The organism is Micromonospora sp. CNZ303 (assembly GCF_004345505.1).
This window is the reverse complement of the sequence record NZ_SLVT01000007.1, coordinates 106,973-122,757: the sequence shown is the minus strand read 5'-3', so window position 1 is coordinate 122,757 and position 15,785 is coordinate 106,973. Positions and strand designations below refer to the sequence as shown.

Here is a 15,785-nt window from a genome sequence, read left to right as displayed (position 1 = left end):
CGGCGGGATGAAGGGACCGATCGGCCCCGGGAGGATCGGGCGGGCCGGCGGCGGATTGCTCTTCGGCGCGGGTGTCGGCTTCGGCCTCTCCTCGGGCATCGCTCTCCCTTGTCCGGCGGGTTGGTGGGAGGGCCGCCCCTGTTGCTCGCCCAGAGCGGCCCGTCAGCGCGACCGGCGGGCTTCCATCGCCTCCACCGGCTCGCGCCGTCTACGAAGCACCCTGCCGAGGGTTGCCGGACAATCACACAGCGTTAGATGATTTCTCGGGAACGTTCTGATCGCTCCAGAAGGGACGCGGCATGAACCATGCGTTTGTGGCGGCGCTTGCCGAGGCGTGCGAGACGGCCGAAAGTCTGGGAGGTCGCCTCGGGATTCATCCGAAGACCGTCGCTCGGTGGGCAAACCCGGGACGTATTCCGCAGAGTCGGCACCGTGCCGAAGTCGCGAAGATCTTGGGCAAGAACGTGTTGGAACTTTGGCCGGACTTGCTCAACCGGCGCGAACCTGTGTGGTTCCGACCGTGGGTCGACATCGAGCGTGAGGCGGTAGCCCTAAGGGCGTTCCAACTCGCCTGGGTGCCGGGCCTCCTTCAGACCAGGGCTTATGCGCGGGCCACGTTCACAGGCCAGCCGCTAGCGCCGGACGAGGTAGGCGAGTTGGTCTCGGCACGCGTTGCCCGTCAGGCGATCCTGACTCGCGATCGCGGACCTCTGTTCGTCGCGGTGCTGGACGAGGGAATCATCCGTCGTCCCGCAGCAGGAGACCGGAGACTCATGGCCGAGCAGCTAGCCCATCTGGTGAGCTGCGCCGAGATGCCGAGCGTTCAACTCCACGTCGTGCCACGTGAGACATCGACTTATCCAGGCCTCGACGGACCGTTCACACTCGCCGAGCTTCCCGACGGGACGCGCGTGGCGCACGTCGATAGCCAGGCGCGCGCGCAAATAGTCGACCAAACATCCGACATTGCTACGCTGGAGCACCGGTGGGAACGCATACGGGGTGAGGCTCTTCCCCGAGGGCGATCCTTGGAACTTCTGAGGGAAGTGGCAGCATCATGGACCTGACCGGCGCGCAGTGGCGCAAGAGCACGAAGAGCGGCGGCAACGGCGGCGACTGCGTCGAGGTCGCCGACAACCTTCCCGGTGTCGTAGGTGTCCGCGACTCGAAGGACCCGACCGGCCCCGCTCTTCTCTTCGCCCCGGCCGCATGGCGGGCCTTCGTCGTCCAGGTCGCCGAACGGCCCTGAACCAGACTCCCGAAAGCGCCCGTCCCTGATTCCCGGGGCGGGCGCTTTCCGTTGCCGTACCACGGTCACTGCCGTTTTTCCGCATCCGCTCCACGGCGCTGCCGGCCGGAGAGGCGACGGCGGGGCCACGGTCTCCCGTGGCCCCGCCGTCGTCTTCGTCCGCTACTGGCCCGCCGGCTTGAGGCAGAGAACGCGGTTTGTCCCGCCGCCCTTGAGCACCACGTGCGGCTGGGCCGGGTCGGCGCACTTGTCCTTCGCGTCCACCTTGGAGACCACGGTGAAGGCGCCCGCCTCGCCGCACTCCGCCTCCGCCGCCGTCTCGCCCGACTTCTTGACGCAGCTGCCGACCGCCGGGTCGAACGCCGGGGCCGGGTCGTCGCCGCCGACCTTGCCGAGCAGCATGAGCAGCCCCAGCGGCACCGCCAGGATGAGCACCGCCGCGACGAGCACCGCGGCGAGCACCCGGCCGTTGCGGACCTTGGGCGTGGGGGCCGGCTCGGCCTTCGGCTCCGCGATCGGCTTGAACGAGTCGAAGCGGTTCTGCTCCTGCTCCGGGCCGCCCTGGTCCCAGGGACCGGGCTGCTGCGGGGGCGGGGGGAACGCCGACGGGAACGCGCCACCCGACGTGGGCGCGGCGGTCGGGGCGGGCCCGTAGCCGGGTGCCGCGCCGGCGGCGTTCGGCGTACCGAAGGGGTCGGCGGGCCGGTCGGCGCTGTCGTGCGGCCGGACCCCGTTCACCGGCCGGTCGCTGGCCGGCGGGTCGACGAAGGACGGTACGCCCGGCGGGAAGGCCGGAGGCGCGGCCGGCGAGGCGGGCGCCATCGGGGCGACCGCGCCGAAGACGGCGGTTCCGCTCGGTGCCCGGTCCCGGTCGTCGAAGCGACCCTCGTGGCCCTGGTCGAACCGGTTGTCGGGGCCCTGGTCGAACCGGTTGTCGGTGCCCTGGTCGAACCGGCCCTCGGTGCCCTGGTCGAACCGGTTGTCCTGACCCTGGTCGAAGCGCGGCTCCTGGTCGAAGCGTGGGTCCGGTCCCTGGCCGAAGCGCGGGTCCGGTCCCTGCTCGAAGCTGGGCGCCGGCGCATGGTCCGGCCGGTGTCCGCGCGGGTCCTCCTGCTCCGGCTCGTCCGCCGGCTCAGGGCGGGCCGGTCGGCCGTACACCCGGGGCTGCGGCGCGGGCGCACCGCCCGGTCGCAGGGCCTGGTCGGTCGGCGGCAGCACCCGGCTGGCCAGCGGCACCGAGGCGCTCGCCGAGACGCTGCCGGCGGCCGGTTCGGCACCCTCCGGCGAGGGTACGGCCGCCCGCCCGCCCACCTCGGGCGAGGTGCGCGGCGCGGGGACCACCGGACCGGCGGGCGACTGCGGCTCGTCGTGCCGGGAGCCGGCCTGGGCCCAACCCGGCTGCTCCTGCTCGTACGCCGGCAGGCCGCCGTCCCGGCCGGGCTGCTCGGGGGCGAACTGGGCCGGCGGCGCGTAGTCGACGGGCGGGGCGGAGGCCAGGCTGGCGCCGGGCACCCGCTGCTCCTGCGGCGGCAGCGGCACGGCGTTGGCCGGCGAGATGCCGGGCCCCGGTGCGGGCTGGTAGATCGGGGGCTCCTCAGCCCGCTCGGGCTCCCAGCCGTTGCCGGCCCGGCCCGCGGCGGGCTCGCCCGCCTCCGCGCGGCCCCACACCTCGTCCGCCGACCACGGCTCGACATCCGGTACGGCCGGGCGCTCGGCAGCGTTGCCGGCCCACTGCGGCGGGTTCTCGGCAGCGGGAGCCCACGGCTTCGGCCCGCCGTCGCCGGGCGCCGGGATGGCGGCGCGACCGGGCGGGGTGGAGGTGGGCTGCGGGGCGCCCCAACCGTTCGCGTCCCGGTCGTCGGACTGCGAGGGTACGGACGCGGCACCCCGTGCGGAGCGCTCGTCCCGGGCCGGCCAGTCGCCGCCCTGGGGCTGGTCGTCCCGGGGGGCGTCGTCGCGGGAGGCACCCCAGGCGCCACCCGGAGGCTGCTCGCCCTGCTGCTGCTCGGTGCCGGCCCAGCCGCCGGAGCGGTTGGGGTCGTCCTGCTGCTGTCCGGGGTTCCAGCCGTTGGCGGGGTCCTGAGGGGACTCGGCGTTCCAGCCGCCGGAGCGGGAGGGGTCGTCCTGGGCGGGCCAGGGCTGGGGGGTGGGCGCAGGTGCGGGTGCGGGCTGCGGGACGCGGGCGGCGCCGCGGGCGGCGGGCTCGGGCTGCGCCCAGGCGGGGGATGCCTGCTCGCCGGCTCCCCAGGCGGGCTGCTCGGCCTGCTGCTGGTCGCCGGCCCAGCCGCCGGAGCGGTTGGGATCGTCCTGCTGCTGGCCGTCGCCGGGGCGGTCGGCGTCGTTCTGCTGCGCGGCCCAGTCGCCCTGTGCGGGCCGGTCGTCCGGGGCGGCACCGCCGGCCCAGCCGCCGGGCCGGGCCTGCTCGTCCTGCTGCTGGTCGCCGGCCCAGCCGCCGGAGCGGTTGGGGTCGTCCTGGGCGGGCCAGGGCTGGGGGGTGGGTGCGGGCGCGGGTGCGGGCTGCGGGACGCGGGCGGCGCCGCGGGCGGCGGGCTCGGGCTGCGCCCAGGCGGGGGATGCCTGCTCGCCGGCTCCCCAGGCGGGCTGCTCCGGGGCGGCGTGCGGCGGCTGCGGGGCGGCGGCAGCCCAGGCCGGGCCGGCCTGCTCCTGCGCGCCCGGCCACGGCGGCTGCTGCGGCTGCGGCGACGCGCCGGACGGTCCCCACTGGCCGGACTGGGCCGGGTCGGTCTGCTGCGGCGCCTGGGCGGCCCACGCGGGGGCCGGCTGCTGCTCACCCTGCGCGCCCCAGGCGGGCGGGTTCGGCCGCTCCGACGGGGGCGGGGGTGCCCAGCCCAGATCGGGGGCGCCGGCGCCGTATCCGTTGTCCTGCTGTGCCGGGCGGTCGCCGTACGGCGCCGGTCCGCCGGCGCCCGGCGACACCTCGTCCGGCTGCTGGCCGGGGTGGTGCGTGCCCTCGGACGTCATGCGTGCGCCTCCTCCATCACCTGTCGGCCGCCACTGCCGATCGGTCTTCTCGGCAGGGTGGCCGGCGTCGCCGGTGTACCGGCCGTGCCGGCTCCCCGCACCGTATCCGGTGACCGCCCGAGGGCGACCGGGGAGCACGGTCGTCACTCCCCGTGGCCGGACGGTGTCGAGTGGCTTCTATCGACTCGACTGCTCCGGGTCGGCGGGCGACGACCGAAGCCCACCGTACCGGGCGCTGAGGCGAGGTGGAATCCCGGTGTCAACCGCTGCGAAACGCCGATGACCCGCCCGGGCGGACCGGGCGGGTCATCGATCTGGAGGAGGTGAGAAAGGTTCCGGGCATCAGCTCATGTGACGCTGGGCGATGGCGAGGATCTCTTCGCGGACCGCGGGCGAGTTGGCGGAGCGCAGCGCGTGCTCGATGGCACGGGCGCGGCGGTTGGCGTCGCGGCGGTTGCGGATTCGCTCGATCATGCTCATGGGTCTCTCCTCCTGGCTATTCGGTTGTCAGCCCCTTGATGTCTTCCATTGAACCCCAAGACGGGCGCAACTTCCATCGATTATTAGGTGAGCTGGGACACGGGCCGAACAATCGAAGGTGAGAGGGGTCTGTGACCCACGCAATCCTCTGTCTCCAGGGGTGGCCGACGCCAGGCGGTGCGCGCGCCACAAAAGGACACGGCCGGTGTGCCGGGCGTCAACCCGTCGCACACCGGCCGTTCGGCTGGCGTCAGGACGTCAGGTCCAGGCGAGCAGCGCCGCCTCCGGGTCGGCCAGGAACTCCCCGATGTCGCGCAGGAACTTCGAGCCCAGCTCACCGTCGATGATCCGGTGGTCGAAGGAGAGGCCCAGCGTGGTGACCTGACGCGGCCGGACCTTGCCCTTGTGGACCCAGGGCATCTCGCGGACCGCGCCGAAGGCCAGGATCGCCGACTCGCCCGGGGGCAGGATCGGCGTACCGGTGTCCACCCCGAACACGCCGACGTTGGTGATCGTCAGCGTGCCGCCGGACATGTCGGCCGGCGAGGTCTTCCCGGCCTTGGCCGTCTGCACCAGGCCGGTCATCGCGTCCGCCAGCTCGCGCAGCGAGAGCCGGCCGGCGTCCTTGATGTTCGGCACGATCAGCCCGCGCTCGGTGGCCGCCGCGATGCCCAGGTTGACGTAGTCCTTGACGACGATCTCGTCGCCGGCCCAGGTCGAGTTGACCATCGGGTGGCGCTTGACGGCCAGCAGCACCGCCTTGGCCACCAGCAGCAGCGGCGAGACCCGCACGTCGCGCCACTCCCGCCGGTTGCGGAGCCGGTCCAGGGCCTTCATCGCCCGGGTCACGTCGACGGTGAGGAACTCCGTGACGTGCGGCGCGGTGAACGCCGAGCGGGACATGTTCTCGGCGGTGAGCTTGCGTACCCCCTTGACGGGGATGCGCTGCTCGCGGTCCGCGCCGAAGCTCGCGACCGCCGTGGCCGGGGCCGACACCGCGAGCGGCTCGGCCGCCGCCGTGGCCCCGCTCGCCGCCCGCTGTACGTCCTCCCGGGTGATCGAGCCCAGCGGCCCCGACCCGGCAAGCGCGGACAGATCGACCCCAAGATCCTTGGCGAGCTTCCGCACGGGCGGCTTGGCCAGCACGGGCCCGCCCCCGTTGCCCCCGCCGCCCCCGTTGCGTCGATCATGGACCTGTGGTGCCGGAATCGTGGTGAGTGGAGGCGTTCTGTCCCCCACCACAACTGCATGATCGACGGCCTTGGGGGTGGTTGCGGGGGTGTCGGGTTTGCGGGGGCGGCGCTTGGCTGTCGTGGTGCGGGGGCCGTAGCCGACCAGCACGGCGGTACGGCCGCCCGGGGCGGGACCGCCGATCAGGCCCGGCTCGACCGCGCCCTCTGCCGGCGCCACCTCGACCGCGGCCAGCGACGCCGCCGACGGGGTGGGCAGGGCGGCGTCCGGGGCGCCGGTCGTCGACGCCTCGATCGGGCCGGCGCCCGGGTCGGTGTCGATCGCGATGATCGGCGTACCGACCTCGACCGTGCTCCCCTCCGGGTGGAAGATCGCCTGCACCTGGCCCGCCCACTTCGCCGGGATCTCGACGGCCGCCTTGGCCGTCTCCACCTCGACGATCGGCTGGTTCAGCTCGATGACGTCGCCGACCTTGACGAGCCACGCGAGGATCTCGCCCTCGGTCAGGCCCTCGCCCAGGTCGGGCAGGTTGAACTCCTTGATCCGCGACATGCCGCTCACCAGCCGAAGGTGCGGTCGACGGCGTCGAGCACCCGGTCGAGGTCGGGCAGGTACTCCTCCTCCACCCGGGCGGTCGGGTAGGGGGTGTCGAAGCCGGTCACCCGCAGCACCGGGGACTCCAGGGAGTAGAAGCACTCCTCGGTGATCCGGGCCGCGATCTCCGAGCCCAGGCCCAGGTTGCCCGGGGCCTCGTGCACGACCACGCAGCGGCCGGTGCGCTTCACCGACTCGTAGGCGGCGGTCAGGTCCAGCGGGGAGAGCGAGCGCAGGTCGATGACCTCCAGCTCCCGGCCGTCCTCGGCGGCGGCGGTCGCCGCGTCCAGGCAGGTCCGCACCATCGGCCCGTACGCCAGCACGGTGGCGTCCGTGCCGGGCCGGACGACCCGGGCCGAGTGCAGCGGGTACGCCCCGGACAGCGGGTCGTCCAGCTCGACCGGGCCCTTCTCCCAGTAGCGCCGCTTCGGCTCCAGGAAGACGATCGGGTCGTCCGAGGCGACGGCCTGCTGGATCATCGTGTACGCGTCCTGCGGGTTGGCGCAGGACACCACCTTCAGTCCGGCGGTGTGGGCGAAGTACGCCTCCGGCGACTCCGAGTGGTGCTCGACCGCGCCGATGCCACCGCCGAACGGGATCCGGATGACCATCGGGATCCGCACCTTGCCCTGCGAGCGGTAGTGCATCTTCGCCACCTGCGACACGATCTGGTCGTACGCCGGGTAGACGAAGCCGTCGAACTGGATCTCGCAGACCGGCCGGAAGCCGCGGATGGCCAGGCCCACCGCGGTGCCGATGATGCCGGACTCGGCGAGCGGGGTGTCGATCACCCGCTGGTCGCCGAAGTCCTTCTGGAGGCCGTCGGTGATCCGGAAGACGCCGCCGAGCTTGCCGACGTCCTCGCCCATGATGACGACCTTCGGGTCGTTCTCCAGGGCCCTGCGCAGACCGGTGTTGAGGGCCTTGCCGAGGGTGAGCGTCTCCGTGGCCATCAGTGGGCGCTCCCCTCGAACGACTCCATGTACTTCGTGAACTGCGCCCGCTGCTCGTCGAGCTCGGGGGACCCGTTGGGGTAGACGTGGTCGAACATCGTCACCGGCTCGGGGTTGGGCATGGCGAGCACCCGCTCGCGCAGGTGCACCGACTCGGTGCGGGCCTGCTCGTCGACGGCCGCGAAGAAGTCCGCGTCGGCGATCTGCTGCTTCTCCAGGAACGCCTTCATCCGGGCGATCGGGTCCTTCGCCTGCCAGGCCTCGACCTCGCTGGCGATCCGGTAACGGGTCGGGTCGTCGGAGGTGGTGTGCGCGCCCATCCGGTAGGTGTAGGCCTCGATCAGGCTGGGGCCCTGGCCGAGCCGGGCGTTGTCCAGCGCGTGCCGGGTCACCGCGTACGACGCGAGCACGTCGTTGCCGTCCACCCGGACACCGGGGAAGCCGAAGCCGCCGGCCCGCTGGTAGAGCGGCACGCGGGTCTGGCGCTCCAGCGGCTCGGAGATGGCGTACTGGTTGTTCTGGCAGAAGAACACCAGCGGGGCGTTGAAGACGCTGGCCCAGACGAACGCCTCGTTGACGTCGCCCTGGCTGGTGGCGCCGTCGCCGAAGTAGGCGATCACCGCCTCGCCGTCCTCGGTGCCGGTCTTGCCGTCCATGTGGACGCCCATGGCGTAGCCGGTCGCGTGCAGGGTCTGCGCCCCGATCACGATCGTGTACATGTTGAACTTGAACTCGTTCGGGTCCCAGCCGCCCTGGTCGACGCCCCGGAACAGGCCGAGCGGCATGATCGGGTCGATGCCCCGGCAGTAGAGGACGCCGTGCTCCCGGTAGGTCGGGAAGGCCATGTCCTGCGTACGCAGCGCGCGTCCCGAGCCCACCTGCGCGGCCTCCTGGCCCAGCAGGCTGGCCCACAGGCCCAGCTCGCCCTGGCGCTGCAACGCGGTGGCCTCGGCGTCGAGCTTGCGGACCAGCACGAGGTCGCGGTAGAGCCCGCGGTACTCCTCGTCGGTGAAGTCGACGCGGTACTCGGTTCCGTCCGGGCCGGTCGCGCTCTCGATCCGCTCACCCTCCGGGGTGAGCAGCTGCACCAGCTGCGGGTCGCCGGTCGCACCCTTCTTGGACCGGGGTGCGGCCCGTCGGCCGCGACTGGAGACCCCGGGGTCGCCCTTTGCCATCCGTCTCTCCCTGTCTGTCTGCGTCGGCACCGGGGGGTCACCCGGCCGCGCAACTCGTGCGCCTGCCCGGCTGGTGCCGGACGGGTTCCTGGCGGCCGCGCCTAGCCCCGGTGGGGGTTGCCGCGCGGCGTGAGCCGGATTCTGGCCGAACCCGGATCGGGAGCGCCGGCGCCCAGCCGCGCCTGCCGCGAGGGTGCGCGGAGGTCGTGGCTGCGTTGCCGTCGTGGTCCATATTCGCATCACACGTGAGCGCGCCCACAGTGCGCCTGTCCCGGCCGCTCGGGGTGGCCCGCTTCGTCGCACGGTGCGCCCGGTGTCCGTTGCATCGACGCGCGGCCGATCCGGCGATGGTTCGTCACCGTTCGGCCAGATACGCGTGTCGACACGCTGTACAGGTTGGCCGACCGACCGTCACTGGTCCAGGCTGATTGGCGCGGGATCGTCCGCGTCGGGGCGGTTTGCCGCTTCCTTGTGTCCGGGCGGTGCCGCGCGCTCGGGCCGGTTGCCGTACCGGCCCGTCCACCGCCGGAGTCGACGAAAGGGGTGTGTGGTGTCCGAGCCAGGCCCAGATCCCACCGTCCCCCTCCTCGGCCGGCACCGGGCCGGCGGCTACCGCCGGCTGGTCGGCGCGCACCGGGCCCCCGGCTCGGGCGGGCCGTCCCGGGGCTACCTGTTCACCGTGGCACTGCTCGCCGGCACCGCGTCGATGCCGATCCTCGCCGCGATCAGCACCGGCTCCGCCACCGTCGGCAGCACGGCCCTGCCGGACGGCAGCACCCCGTTCCTCCCGACGCCCTCGGTCGGCCCCGTGGTGATCCCGGTGCCGGCGACGGGTCGGCCCCCGGTAGCCCCGTCGACCCCGTCCCCCGCCGTGGCCGACCCGGGCGACTGGCGGACCGTCGTGCCCTTCCCGGGTACGCCGATCGTCGCGGCGCCCGCCCCGCCGCCGCCGCTCGGCCCGGCGGCGCGTCCGAAGCCCCCGTCCCGGCCCGGCGGCCGACCGGTACCGCCGCCCTCGTCCCCGAAGCCCTCGGCACCCCCGTCCCCGAGGCCTTCCGCGTCCCCGAGCCCGTCGCCGAAGCCCTCGCCGAGCCCCAGCCCGAGCCCGGCACCCACGCCGACCGGCGAGCCGACGTCGGTGGAGCCGACGAGCACCCTCTCGCTACCGCCGCCCGAGCCCACGGCGTCCCCGGCGCCCGACGAACCGACCGCCAGCGCGACCGTCGACCCCGCCCCGACCACCGGCGATCCCGGCGGGACCGGGCACCGGGACGGCCGGCCGCGGGTACGGTGACGGTCGACGGCAGGTGATCCTCGGCGGGGCCGGTGATCCACGGCGGGCCCCGGCCCGGTCGGAGTGCCGGGGTATGGACGGGAACGGTTCCGGGCGGCGGCCCGGGGCGGACGAAGAGGCGGGACGCTGAGCGGGACGGGCGGTTCGGACGCGGAACCCCAGAGCCGTCCGGCCGCCGCGCCACCACCCGGCCGTACCCTTCGGCTCGCCCGGTTCGTGACCGAGCTGACCGCGCCCGCGGTACTGGTCTCGGCGCTGACGCTGGCGGTCGGCTGGCACAGCGCCCAGGGCGCGCACGGGCTGGCCTGGGGACTGCTGGCCACGCTCTTCGTCAGCGGGATCCCGTTCGCGTACATCCTCGGCGGGGTGCGTCGCGGCCGGCTGACCGACCATCACGTGGGGATCCGCGAGCAGCGCCGCGTCCCGCTGCTGTTCGGGCTCTGCTCGGTCGCCGCCGGGCTGGCCCTGCTCGCCGTGCTCGGCGCGCCACGACCGGTGCTGGCCCTGGCCGCCGCCGGGCTCGTCGGCCTGGTGGTCGCCGTGACGGTGAGCCACTGGTGGAAGATGTCGATCCACTCGGCGGTGGCCGCCGGCACGGTGGTCGTGCTGGTGCTCACGTTCGGGGCCGGGTTGCTGGCGACTGCGCCACTGCTCGTGCTGGTCGGTTGGTCCCGGGTCCGCCTGCGCGACCACACGGTGCCCCAGGTGGTCACGGGCCTAGCCCTGGGCGCCCTGGTATCCGCCCTAGTCTTCGCCCCCCTCCGCTAACCCCCTCCCACTCACCCCTCCCACCCCACCCCACCCCGTCCGTGCGCCCCCCGACCAAGGCCGTCGATCATGCAGTTGTGGTGCCCCGCAAAAGCCGCGCAATGCTGCTTTTCGCCCACCACAACTGCATGATCGACGCGCACGGGGCGCGTGGGGCGCGCGGGGCGCGGGGAGGGTGGGGGTGGATTAGGCGGGGTCGTCCGTGAGGCGGTGGCGGTTGGCCTCGATCCAGGCGTCGAGGGCGGCCGGGTCGTCGGGGTCGACGCCGTCGGCCATCAGCTGCGCGACGGCGGCGGTGGCGGGGCTGCGGCGCTCGCCCGTGCTGTAGAGGCGGGCGAACTCCGGCACCATCTCCTCGACGGCCGTGTCGATCTGCGTCGCCGCCTGCTCGGGCAGCCCGCGCTTGCGGGCGGCGTAGCCGGCCCAGGCGCGCAGCACCCGGGGCAGCAGTGCGGCGTCGTCCATGTCCAGCACCGCGCGCCGGTGCACCCAGTCCAGCAGGAACAGCCCGGCCACGGTGGGGCTCCACCGCAGCGGGTCGGCGTCCGGGAAGCTGGCGGCGTGGTCCAGCAGCAGGCTGAGGCAGAAGTGCAGCGAGGCCAGCTCCGCCCCGTCGATGGTGTCCAGGCCGAACCGGGCCGCCTCGGGCGAGGCGAGGAACCGCCGGACCAGGTCCGTACGCTCGGCGGCGGAGAGCGGTTCGGCGGCGGGCGCGGGGGCCGCCCGGGCCGCCTGCGGCAGCCGTGCCAGCCGGGCGCCGAGCAGGGCGCGGTCGGTGGCGAGCGAGCCCTCCCCGGGCAACTCGGTCAGGCCGTCGGTGATCGCGAGGTGGCGGGTCACCTCGGCGCGCATCCGGGCCGGCTCCTCGTCGCGGAACCAGGTCAGCTCGTCCCCGGCGCACATCTGCCGGACCTGGTCGAGGATGCGGTCGGGCGGCCCGCCGACGAAGACGTCCTTGGTGATGCCGATGTTGTGGTCGAGCAGCGTCACCACGGCGTGCGCGGAACCGCCGGCCGGGTCGTCGTAGGCGAAGGTCGCCAGGTAGGAGGTCTGGTCGCCGTACACGTCGCCGTAGGACCAGCAGCCGGTCAGGTGCACGCGGCCGAGCTGGCCGGCCCAGGCGGGGGTGGCGGCGCCCGGCCGGACCCGGTCGGTGCCCTCGGCGTCGGGCACCAGCGCGGCGAACACGGAACGGATGGTGGTCGCCGCGGCCGAGCGGCGGCGGGAGGTGGCGGCCAGGAAGCCGGCCACGAAGTCCCGGACGGCGGCGTCGCGTTCGGTCTCCGCGACCGAGTAGACGCTGCCGAGCAGGGCCGCGCCGAGCATCTCCGCGTCGAGGGCGTTGTCCAGCTTGGCCACGTCGCGGGCGGCGTGCAGCACCGCGTCGTACGGGGTCTGAGGCGTTCCCATCCACCGACCCTACGCCGCCGCCCGCCCCGGAACGGTACGAGCGACCCGAGCGTCCGGTCCGCGTCGTGCCGTCACGCCGCCGACCTGCGGTTGTCGTGGCACGGGATCTTCGGCTCAGCGGCCGGCGGCCTCCCCCAGGGCCGTACGGGCCTCGGCGTAGGAGGCGAGCACCGCCCGCACGGGGGTCAGCACGTGCTCCTCGCCGACCGTCGCCACCGCGTCGGTGAGGCGCCGCTCGGCCCGGCGGCGGGCGCGGCGGGCCGCCCAGCGGACGATCGGCCTGGTCAGGGCGGCCACCAGCAGCCCGGCGAGCAGGCCGCCGAGGAGCAGCAGGGTGGGCAGCGGCACCTCGCCGACCATCGGGTGCTCCAGCGCCGGCAGGCCCAGCGCGCGCAGCGCGTAGCCGAGTGCCAGCCAGCCCAGCCCGGCCAGCGCCGCCAGGGTCACCAGCCACTGGAGGCCGCCGACGAACCGCCACCAGAGCGGTCGCCGGTCCATGCCCAGGTCCGTGCCGGCCACCGCGCGGTCCAGCGCGTCCGGCAGGTCGGCGAGGCGGGAGCGGGCGGCGGCGGTCACCGCGGCCGGCCAGGCGGCGGGCAGGTCCGCCCCGGTCCGGTCGGCCACCGACCGGATCGCCAGCCCGAGCGCCGCGCGCTGCGCTGCGGTGGGGTCGGGCACCGAGGTCGCGGCGACGAGGCTCTCCGCCGGTTCGTCGCGCCCGGTGGCCGGGCCGGGCAGGTGCAGCCGGCGCAGCGGGTCGGGCCGCAGCCGCCGCCAGCCCCGGACCAGCGGCCAGCCGGTGGTGGCGGCGCCCCGGTGCCGGTACGCCTGCTCGACCGCCTCGGCGACCGCCGGCACCCCGGCGGCGCCGGCGAGCGCCCGGTGCAGCGCGCTGACGGCGTCGTCGTCGGGTCCACCGGCCGGCGAGGCGCCGCCGACCAGCTCTTCGAGCCCGGCCACCACCGCGTCCACGTCGCCCTGGAGCCGCCGCAGCGCGGCCTGCCGCTCGGCCACCGTGCGTTCGAGCGCCTCCCGCAGCCCGACCATGCCCGCCGGGTCGACGGCGGTGGTCGCCAGCAGCGGTACGCCCTCCAGGCCGTCGGAGTCGAGTAGCCGGCGCAGGTCGGCCAGCACCCGGGGCAGCTCGGCCGGTGGCAGCCGGTCGGCCTGGTTGAGCACGACCAGGGTGACGTCCCGGTGCCGGTGGAACTCGCGCAGGTAGTTGGTGTGGATGACGCGGTCGGCGTACTTCTGCGGGTCGACCACCCACACCACGAGGTCGACCAGGCCGAGCAGCCGGTCCACCTCCAGCCGGTGCGACCGTTGCACCGAGTCGAAGTCGGGCAGGTCGAGCAGGATCAGCCCGTGCAGGGCGGACTCGTCGTCACCGTCCAGCACGCTCTCCCGGACGAACCGGTGCCGGGGCAGCACGCCCACCCAGTCGAGCAGGCGGTTGCCGCCGTCGAGCGGCCCCCAGACGCAGGCGTGCGCGACGCCGGTGGTGGGGCGGCGTACCCCGACCGTGGAGAGTTCCATCCGGGCGAGCGCGTTGAACAGGCTGGACTTGCCGCTGCCGGTCGCACCGGCGAGGGCCACCACGGTGTGGTCGCGGGAGAGCGTCAGCCGGGTGCCGGCCCGCTCGACGAGGGTGTGCGCCGACACGAGCCGCGCGTCCGGCAGGTGACCGTCGACGACCGTGAGGAACCGGCGTACGGCGTCGAGGCGGGCGACGAGCGCGTCGGCGTCCACCCGCTGGTCACCGCGGAACGCCTCGCGCATCCGCCCGACGATGTTGGTCATGACGCTCCGTCCCCGGTGCCGGGCGGGCCCGCGACGGCCGCGCCGGAGAGGTCGCTGCGGTTGCGGGCGATCTCGACCCGGTTGGCGGCGCCGCGCAGGCCCTCCGCGGTGTCCGCGGCGGGCCGCGCCTGCGCCGTCCGGTCCAGGTAGCGGGCGGCCTCGTCGTCGAGCAGGGCCCGCACCCGGTCCAGCAGGTCGGCGCGGGCCTTGGCGGCCAGCGTACGCACGGCCTGGTCGCCGAAGATCGCCTGGAGCACGGTCTGCGCGGCGACGGTCGTGCCGGCCCCGGTGGCCACCTCCAGCCCGGTGGGGATGAACGCCGTCGAGGCGAACACCGCGATCATGACGGCGAGCCCGGTGGCGTTCACCGCGTACGCGGCCGTCCGGGCCACGAAGCGGCGGTCGCCGCCCTCGGCGCGGACCAGCTCCAGCACGCCCCGCTGCCACTCCCGCACCAGCCGCTCGGCCCGTTCGGGCAGGTCGGCGGAGGGGTGGGCCAGCTCCGGTTCGAGCAGCGCCGCCCCGGCGGGATGCGCCTTCCACCCGGTGTACGCGTTCTCGGCCGCCTCGGCGGCGACGCCCCGCAGCAGGGTCACCAGCTGGGACTCGATCGCGTCCCGCAGCTCGGACGCGGGCGCGGGCCGGCCGGTGACCGCCGCCACCACCCGGTCGCGGAGCCGCCCGATGCGGGCCTCCATGGTGCGGAAGAACTCGCCGGTGCCGACGAACTCCTGCCAGCGGGCCAGCACCTCGCCGCGGAGCAGCCGGCCGTCCTTCAACCCCTGCCCGACGGTCCGGTACGCCCCCCGGTACGCGGCCAGCACCCGCTCGTCGAGCGCGTCGGCGGCGGCGACCTGCTCCTCGGCGGCGTCGGCGAGCCCCTCGACCGCCGGGTGCAGCGCGGCGAGCGCGCCGTCCAGGGTCTGCCGGACCACGGCGGCGCGGGCGTCGGCGTCGGCGGCCAGCCGGGCGAACCAGGCGGCGAGCGGCGCGGTGACCCGCTCGGGCAGCAGGCCCTGCCCGTCGACCCAGGTCTCCGGCAGCACGAAGAGCGGGGCCGCCCCCAGCTCCTGCGCGGCGAGCATCTCCGACAGGTGGGCGGCGATCTCGTCGGCCGCCTCCGCAGGCACCCGGTCCAGCACCATGGCGATGACCGCGCCCCGGGCCCGGGCGCTGCGCAGCAGCTCCCAGGGGACGGCGTCGGCGTAGCGGGCGGCGGTGGTGACGAAGAGCCAGAGATCGGCGGCGGCCAGGAGCTGACCGGCCAGGGCCCGGTTGGCGTCGACGACCGAGTCGATGTCGGGGGCGTCGAGGAAGGCCAGCCCGGCGGGCAGGGCCGGGGCGGTCACCAGTTGCAGGGTGCGCGGGTCCTCGCTGGGCTCGGTGGTGCGGGTGAGGCCGGGCAGCAGCTCGCCCTGGCGGAACCAGCCCGAGTCGGCCGGGTTGCAGACCAGCACCGGGGAGCGGGTGGTCGGGCGGAGCACCCCGGCGGCGCTCACCCGCGCCTGCACCAGGCTGTTGACCAGCGTGGACTTGCCCGCGCCGGTGGACCCGCCGACCACCACGAGCAGCGGCGCGTCGAGCCGGCGCAGCCGGGGCAGCAGGTAGTCGTCGAGCTGGTCGGTGAGGCTCCCACCGGCGCGCCGGGCAGGCTCGGCGGAGGGCAGCGCGAGCGGGAACCGGGCCGCCCCGATCGCGGCGCGCAGGCCGGCCAGTGTGGCGGGCAGGCTGTCGTCCCCGGTGGTGGCGGGCCGGTCCTCCCCGGCGTCCGTGGGGCCGGTGCGGGCTGCGACGGTGGGCGTGCCGGCCGGGGTGGCGGGATCGCCGTGCGTCGTCACCGCTAAAGCGTGCCCGACCGACGCAAGGGAAGACAACCGATCGGTACGAAC

The 15,785-nt window shown here is 74.9% G+C and carries 12 protein-coding genes; 3 read left to right on the top strand and 9 right to left on the bottom strand.

What is annotated here, in order from left to right; genetic code table 11:
- Window positions 1-299 precede the first annotated feature (299 nt).
- Window positions 300-1,067: a Scr1 family TA system antitoxin-like transcriptional regulator gene (locus tag EV374_RS13675; RefSeq protein WP_132235268.1), complete on the top strand. Its 768-nt coding sequence runs from the start codon at window positions 300-302 to the stop codon at window positions 1,065-1,067.
- A complete protein-coding gene (locus tag EV374_RS13670; RefSeq protein WP_132235266.1) occupies window positions 1,058-1,249 on the top strand; it encodes a DUF397 domain-containing protein in 192 nt (63 codons plus the stop codon). The genes EV374_RS13675 and EV374_RS13670 overlap by 10 nt, the downstream gene beginning before the upstream one ends.
- Window positions 1,250-1,411: 162 nt before the next feature.
- On the opposite strand, the gene EV374_RS33390 is transcribed toward EV374_RS13670, so the two are convergent.
- The 6 genes from EV374_RS33390 to EV374_RS13645 all read right to left on the bottom strand — a co-directional run bounded on the left by EV374_RS33390 (window position 1,412) and on the right by EV374_RS13645 (window position 9,866).
- Window positions 1,412-4,231, bottom strand: coding sequence for an LppU/SCO3897 family protein (locus EV374_RS33390; RefSeq protein WP_132235264.1), 2,820 nt, complete (start codon window positions 4,229-4,231; stop codon window positions 1,412-1,414).
- 342 nt (window positions 4,232-4,573) lie between these two features.
- On the bottom strand, window positions 4,574-4,711 hold the full coding sequence (locus EV374_RS32525) for a hypothetical protein (RefSeq protein WP_165947779.1): 138 nt from the start codon (window positions 4,709-4,711) through the stop codon (window positions 4,574-4,576).
- Window positions 4,712-4,969: 258 nt separating this feature from the next.
- Entirely contained in the window at window positions 4,970-6,454 is a 1,485-nt protein-coding gene (locus EV374_RS13660) for a dihydrolipoamide acetyltransferase family protein (RefSeq protein WP_132235554.1), read from the bottom strand.
- Between the two features lie 5 nt (window positions 6,455-6,459).
- Window positions 6,460-7,449 (bottom strand): alpha-ketoacid dehydrogenase subunit beta, encoded by a 990-nt coding sequence (locus EV374_RS13655; RefSeq protein ID WP_132235262.1) that lies wholly within the window; start codon window positions 7,447-7,449, stop codon window positions 6,460-6,462.
- Window positions 7,449-8,624: a pyruvate dehydrogenase (acetyl-transferring) E1 component subunit alpha gene (pdhA, locus tag EV374_RS13650; protein WP_132235260.1), complete on the bottom strand. Its 1,176-nt coding sequence runs from the start codon at window positions 8,622-8,624 to the stop codon at window positions 7,449-7,451. The genes EV374_RS13655 and pdhA overlap by 1 nt, the downstream gene beginning before the upstream one ends.
- A 666-nt stretch (window positions 8,625-9,290) precedes the next feature.
- On the bottom strand, window positions 9,291-9,866 hold the full coding sequence (locus tag EV374_RS13645) for a hypothetical protein (protein WP_486485741.1): 576 nt from the start codon (window positions 9,864-9,866) through the stop codon (window positions 9,291-9,293).
- A 268-nt stretch (window positions 9,867-10,134) separates the two neighbouring features.
- On the opposite strand from EV374_RS13645, the gene EV374_RS13640 reads away from it, so the two are divergent.
- The gene (locus tag EV374_RS13640) at window positions 10,135-10,686 is read left to right on the top strand and encodes a phosphatase PAP2 family protein (RefSeq protein ID WP_486485740.1); all 552 of its coding nucleotides are present in this window, start codon (window positions 10,135-10,137) and stop codon (window positions 10,684-10,686) included.
- 186 nt (window positions 10,687-10,872) lie between these two features.
- Here EV374_RS13640 and EV374_RS13635 read toward each other — a convergent pair whose 3' ends face one another.
- The 3 genes from EV374_RS13635 to EV374_RS13625 form a co-directional block, all read right to left on the bottom strand.
- A complete protein-coding gene (locus EV374_RS13635; RefSeq protein ID WP_132235258.1) occupies window positions 10,873-12,096 on the bottom strand; it encodes a hypothetical protein in 1,224 nt (407 codons plus the stop codon).
- A gap of 114 nt (window positions 12,097-12,210) precedes the next feature.
- Window positions 12,211-13,896, bottom strand: coding sequence for a GTPase (locus tag EV374_RS13630; protein WP_132235256.1), 1,686 nt, complete (start codon window positions 13,894-13,896; stop codon window positions 12,211-12,213).
- Complete coding sequence (locus tag EV374_RS13625; protein ID WP_132235254.1) at window positions 13,893-15,734, bottom strand: ABC transporter; 1,842 nt, start codon at window positions 15,732-15,734, stop codon at window positions 13,893-13,895. Before EV374_RS13625 ends, EV374_RS13630 begins: the two co-directional genes overlap by 4 nt.
- Window positions 15,735-15,785 lie beyond the last annotated feature (51 nt).

What these genes read in the sequence shown, in the direction of transcription:
- EV374_RS33390 (WP_132235264.1), bottom strand. Translation starts at nt 4,231, where the DNA reads ATGACGTCCGAGGGCACGCACCACCCCGGCCAGCAGCCGGACGAGGTG.
- pdhA (WP_132235260.1), bottom strand. Translation starts at nt 8,624, where the DNA reads ATGGCAAAGGGCGACCCCGGGGTCTCCAGTCGCGGCCGACGGGCCGCA.
- EV374_RS13675 (WP_132235268.1), top strand. Translation starts at nt 300, where the DNA reads ATGAACCATGCGTTTGTGGCGGCGCTTGCCGAGGCGTGCGAGACGGCC.
- EV374_RS32525 (WP_165947779.1), bottom strand. Translation starts at nt 4,711, where the DNA reads ATGAGCATGATCGAGCGAATCCGCAACCGCCGCGACGCCAACCGCCGC.
- EV374_RS13660 (WP_132235554.1), bottom strand. Translation starts at nt 6,454, where the DNA reads ATGTCGCGGATCAAGGAGTTCAACCTGCCCGACCTGGGCGAGGGCCTG.
- EV374_RS13655 (WP_132235262.1), bottom strand. Translation starts at nt 7,449, where the DNA reads ATGGCCACGGAGACGCTCACCCTCGGCAAGGCCCTCAACACCGGTCTG.
- EV374_RS13635 (WP_132235258.1), bottom strand. Translation starts at nt 12,096, where the DNA reads ATGGGAACGCCTCAGACCCCGTACGACGCGGTGCTGCACGCCGCCCGC.
- EV374_RS13670 (WP_132235266.1), top strand. Translation starts at nt 1,058, where the DNA reads ATGGACCTGACCGGCGCGCAGTGGCGCAAGAGCACGAAGAGCGGCGGC.
- EV374_RS13630 (WP_132235256.1), bottom strand. Translation starts at nt 13,896, where the DNA reads ATGACCAACATCGTCGGGCGGATGCGCGAGGCGTTCCGCGGTGACCAG.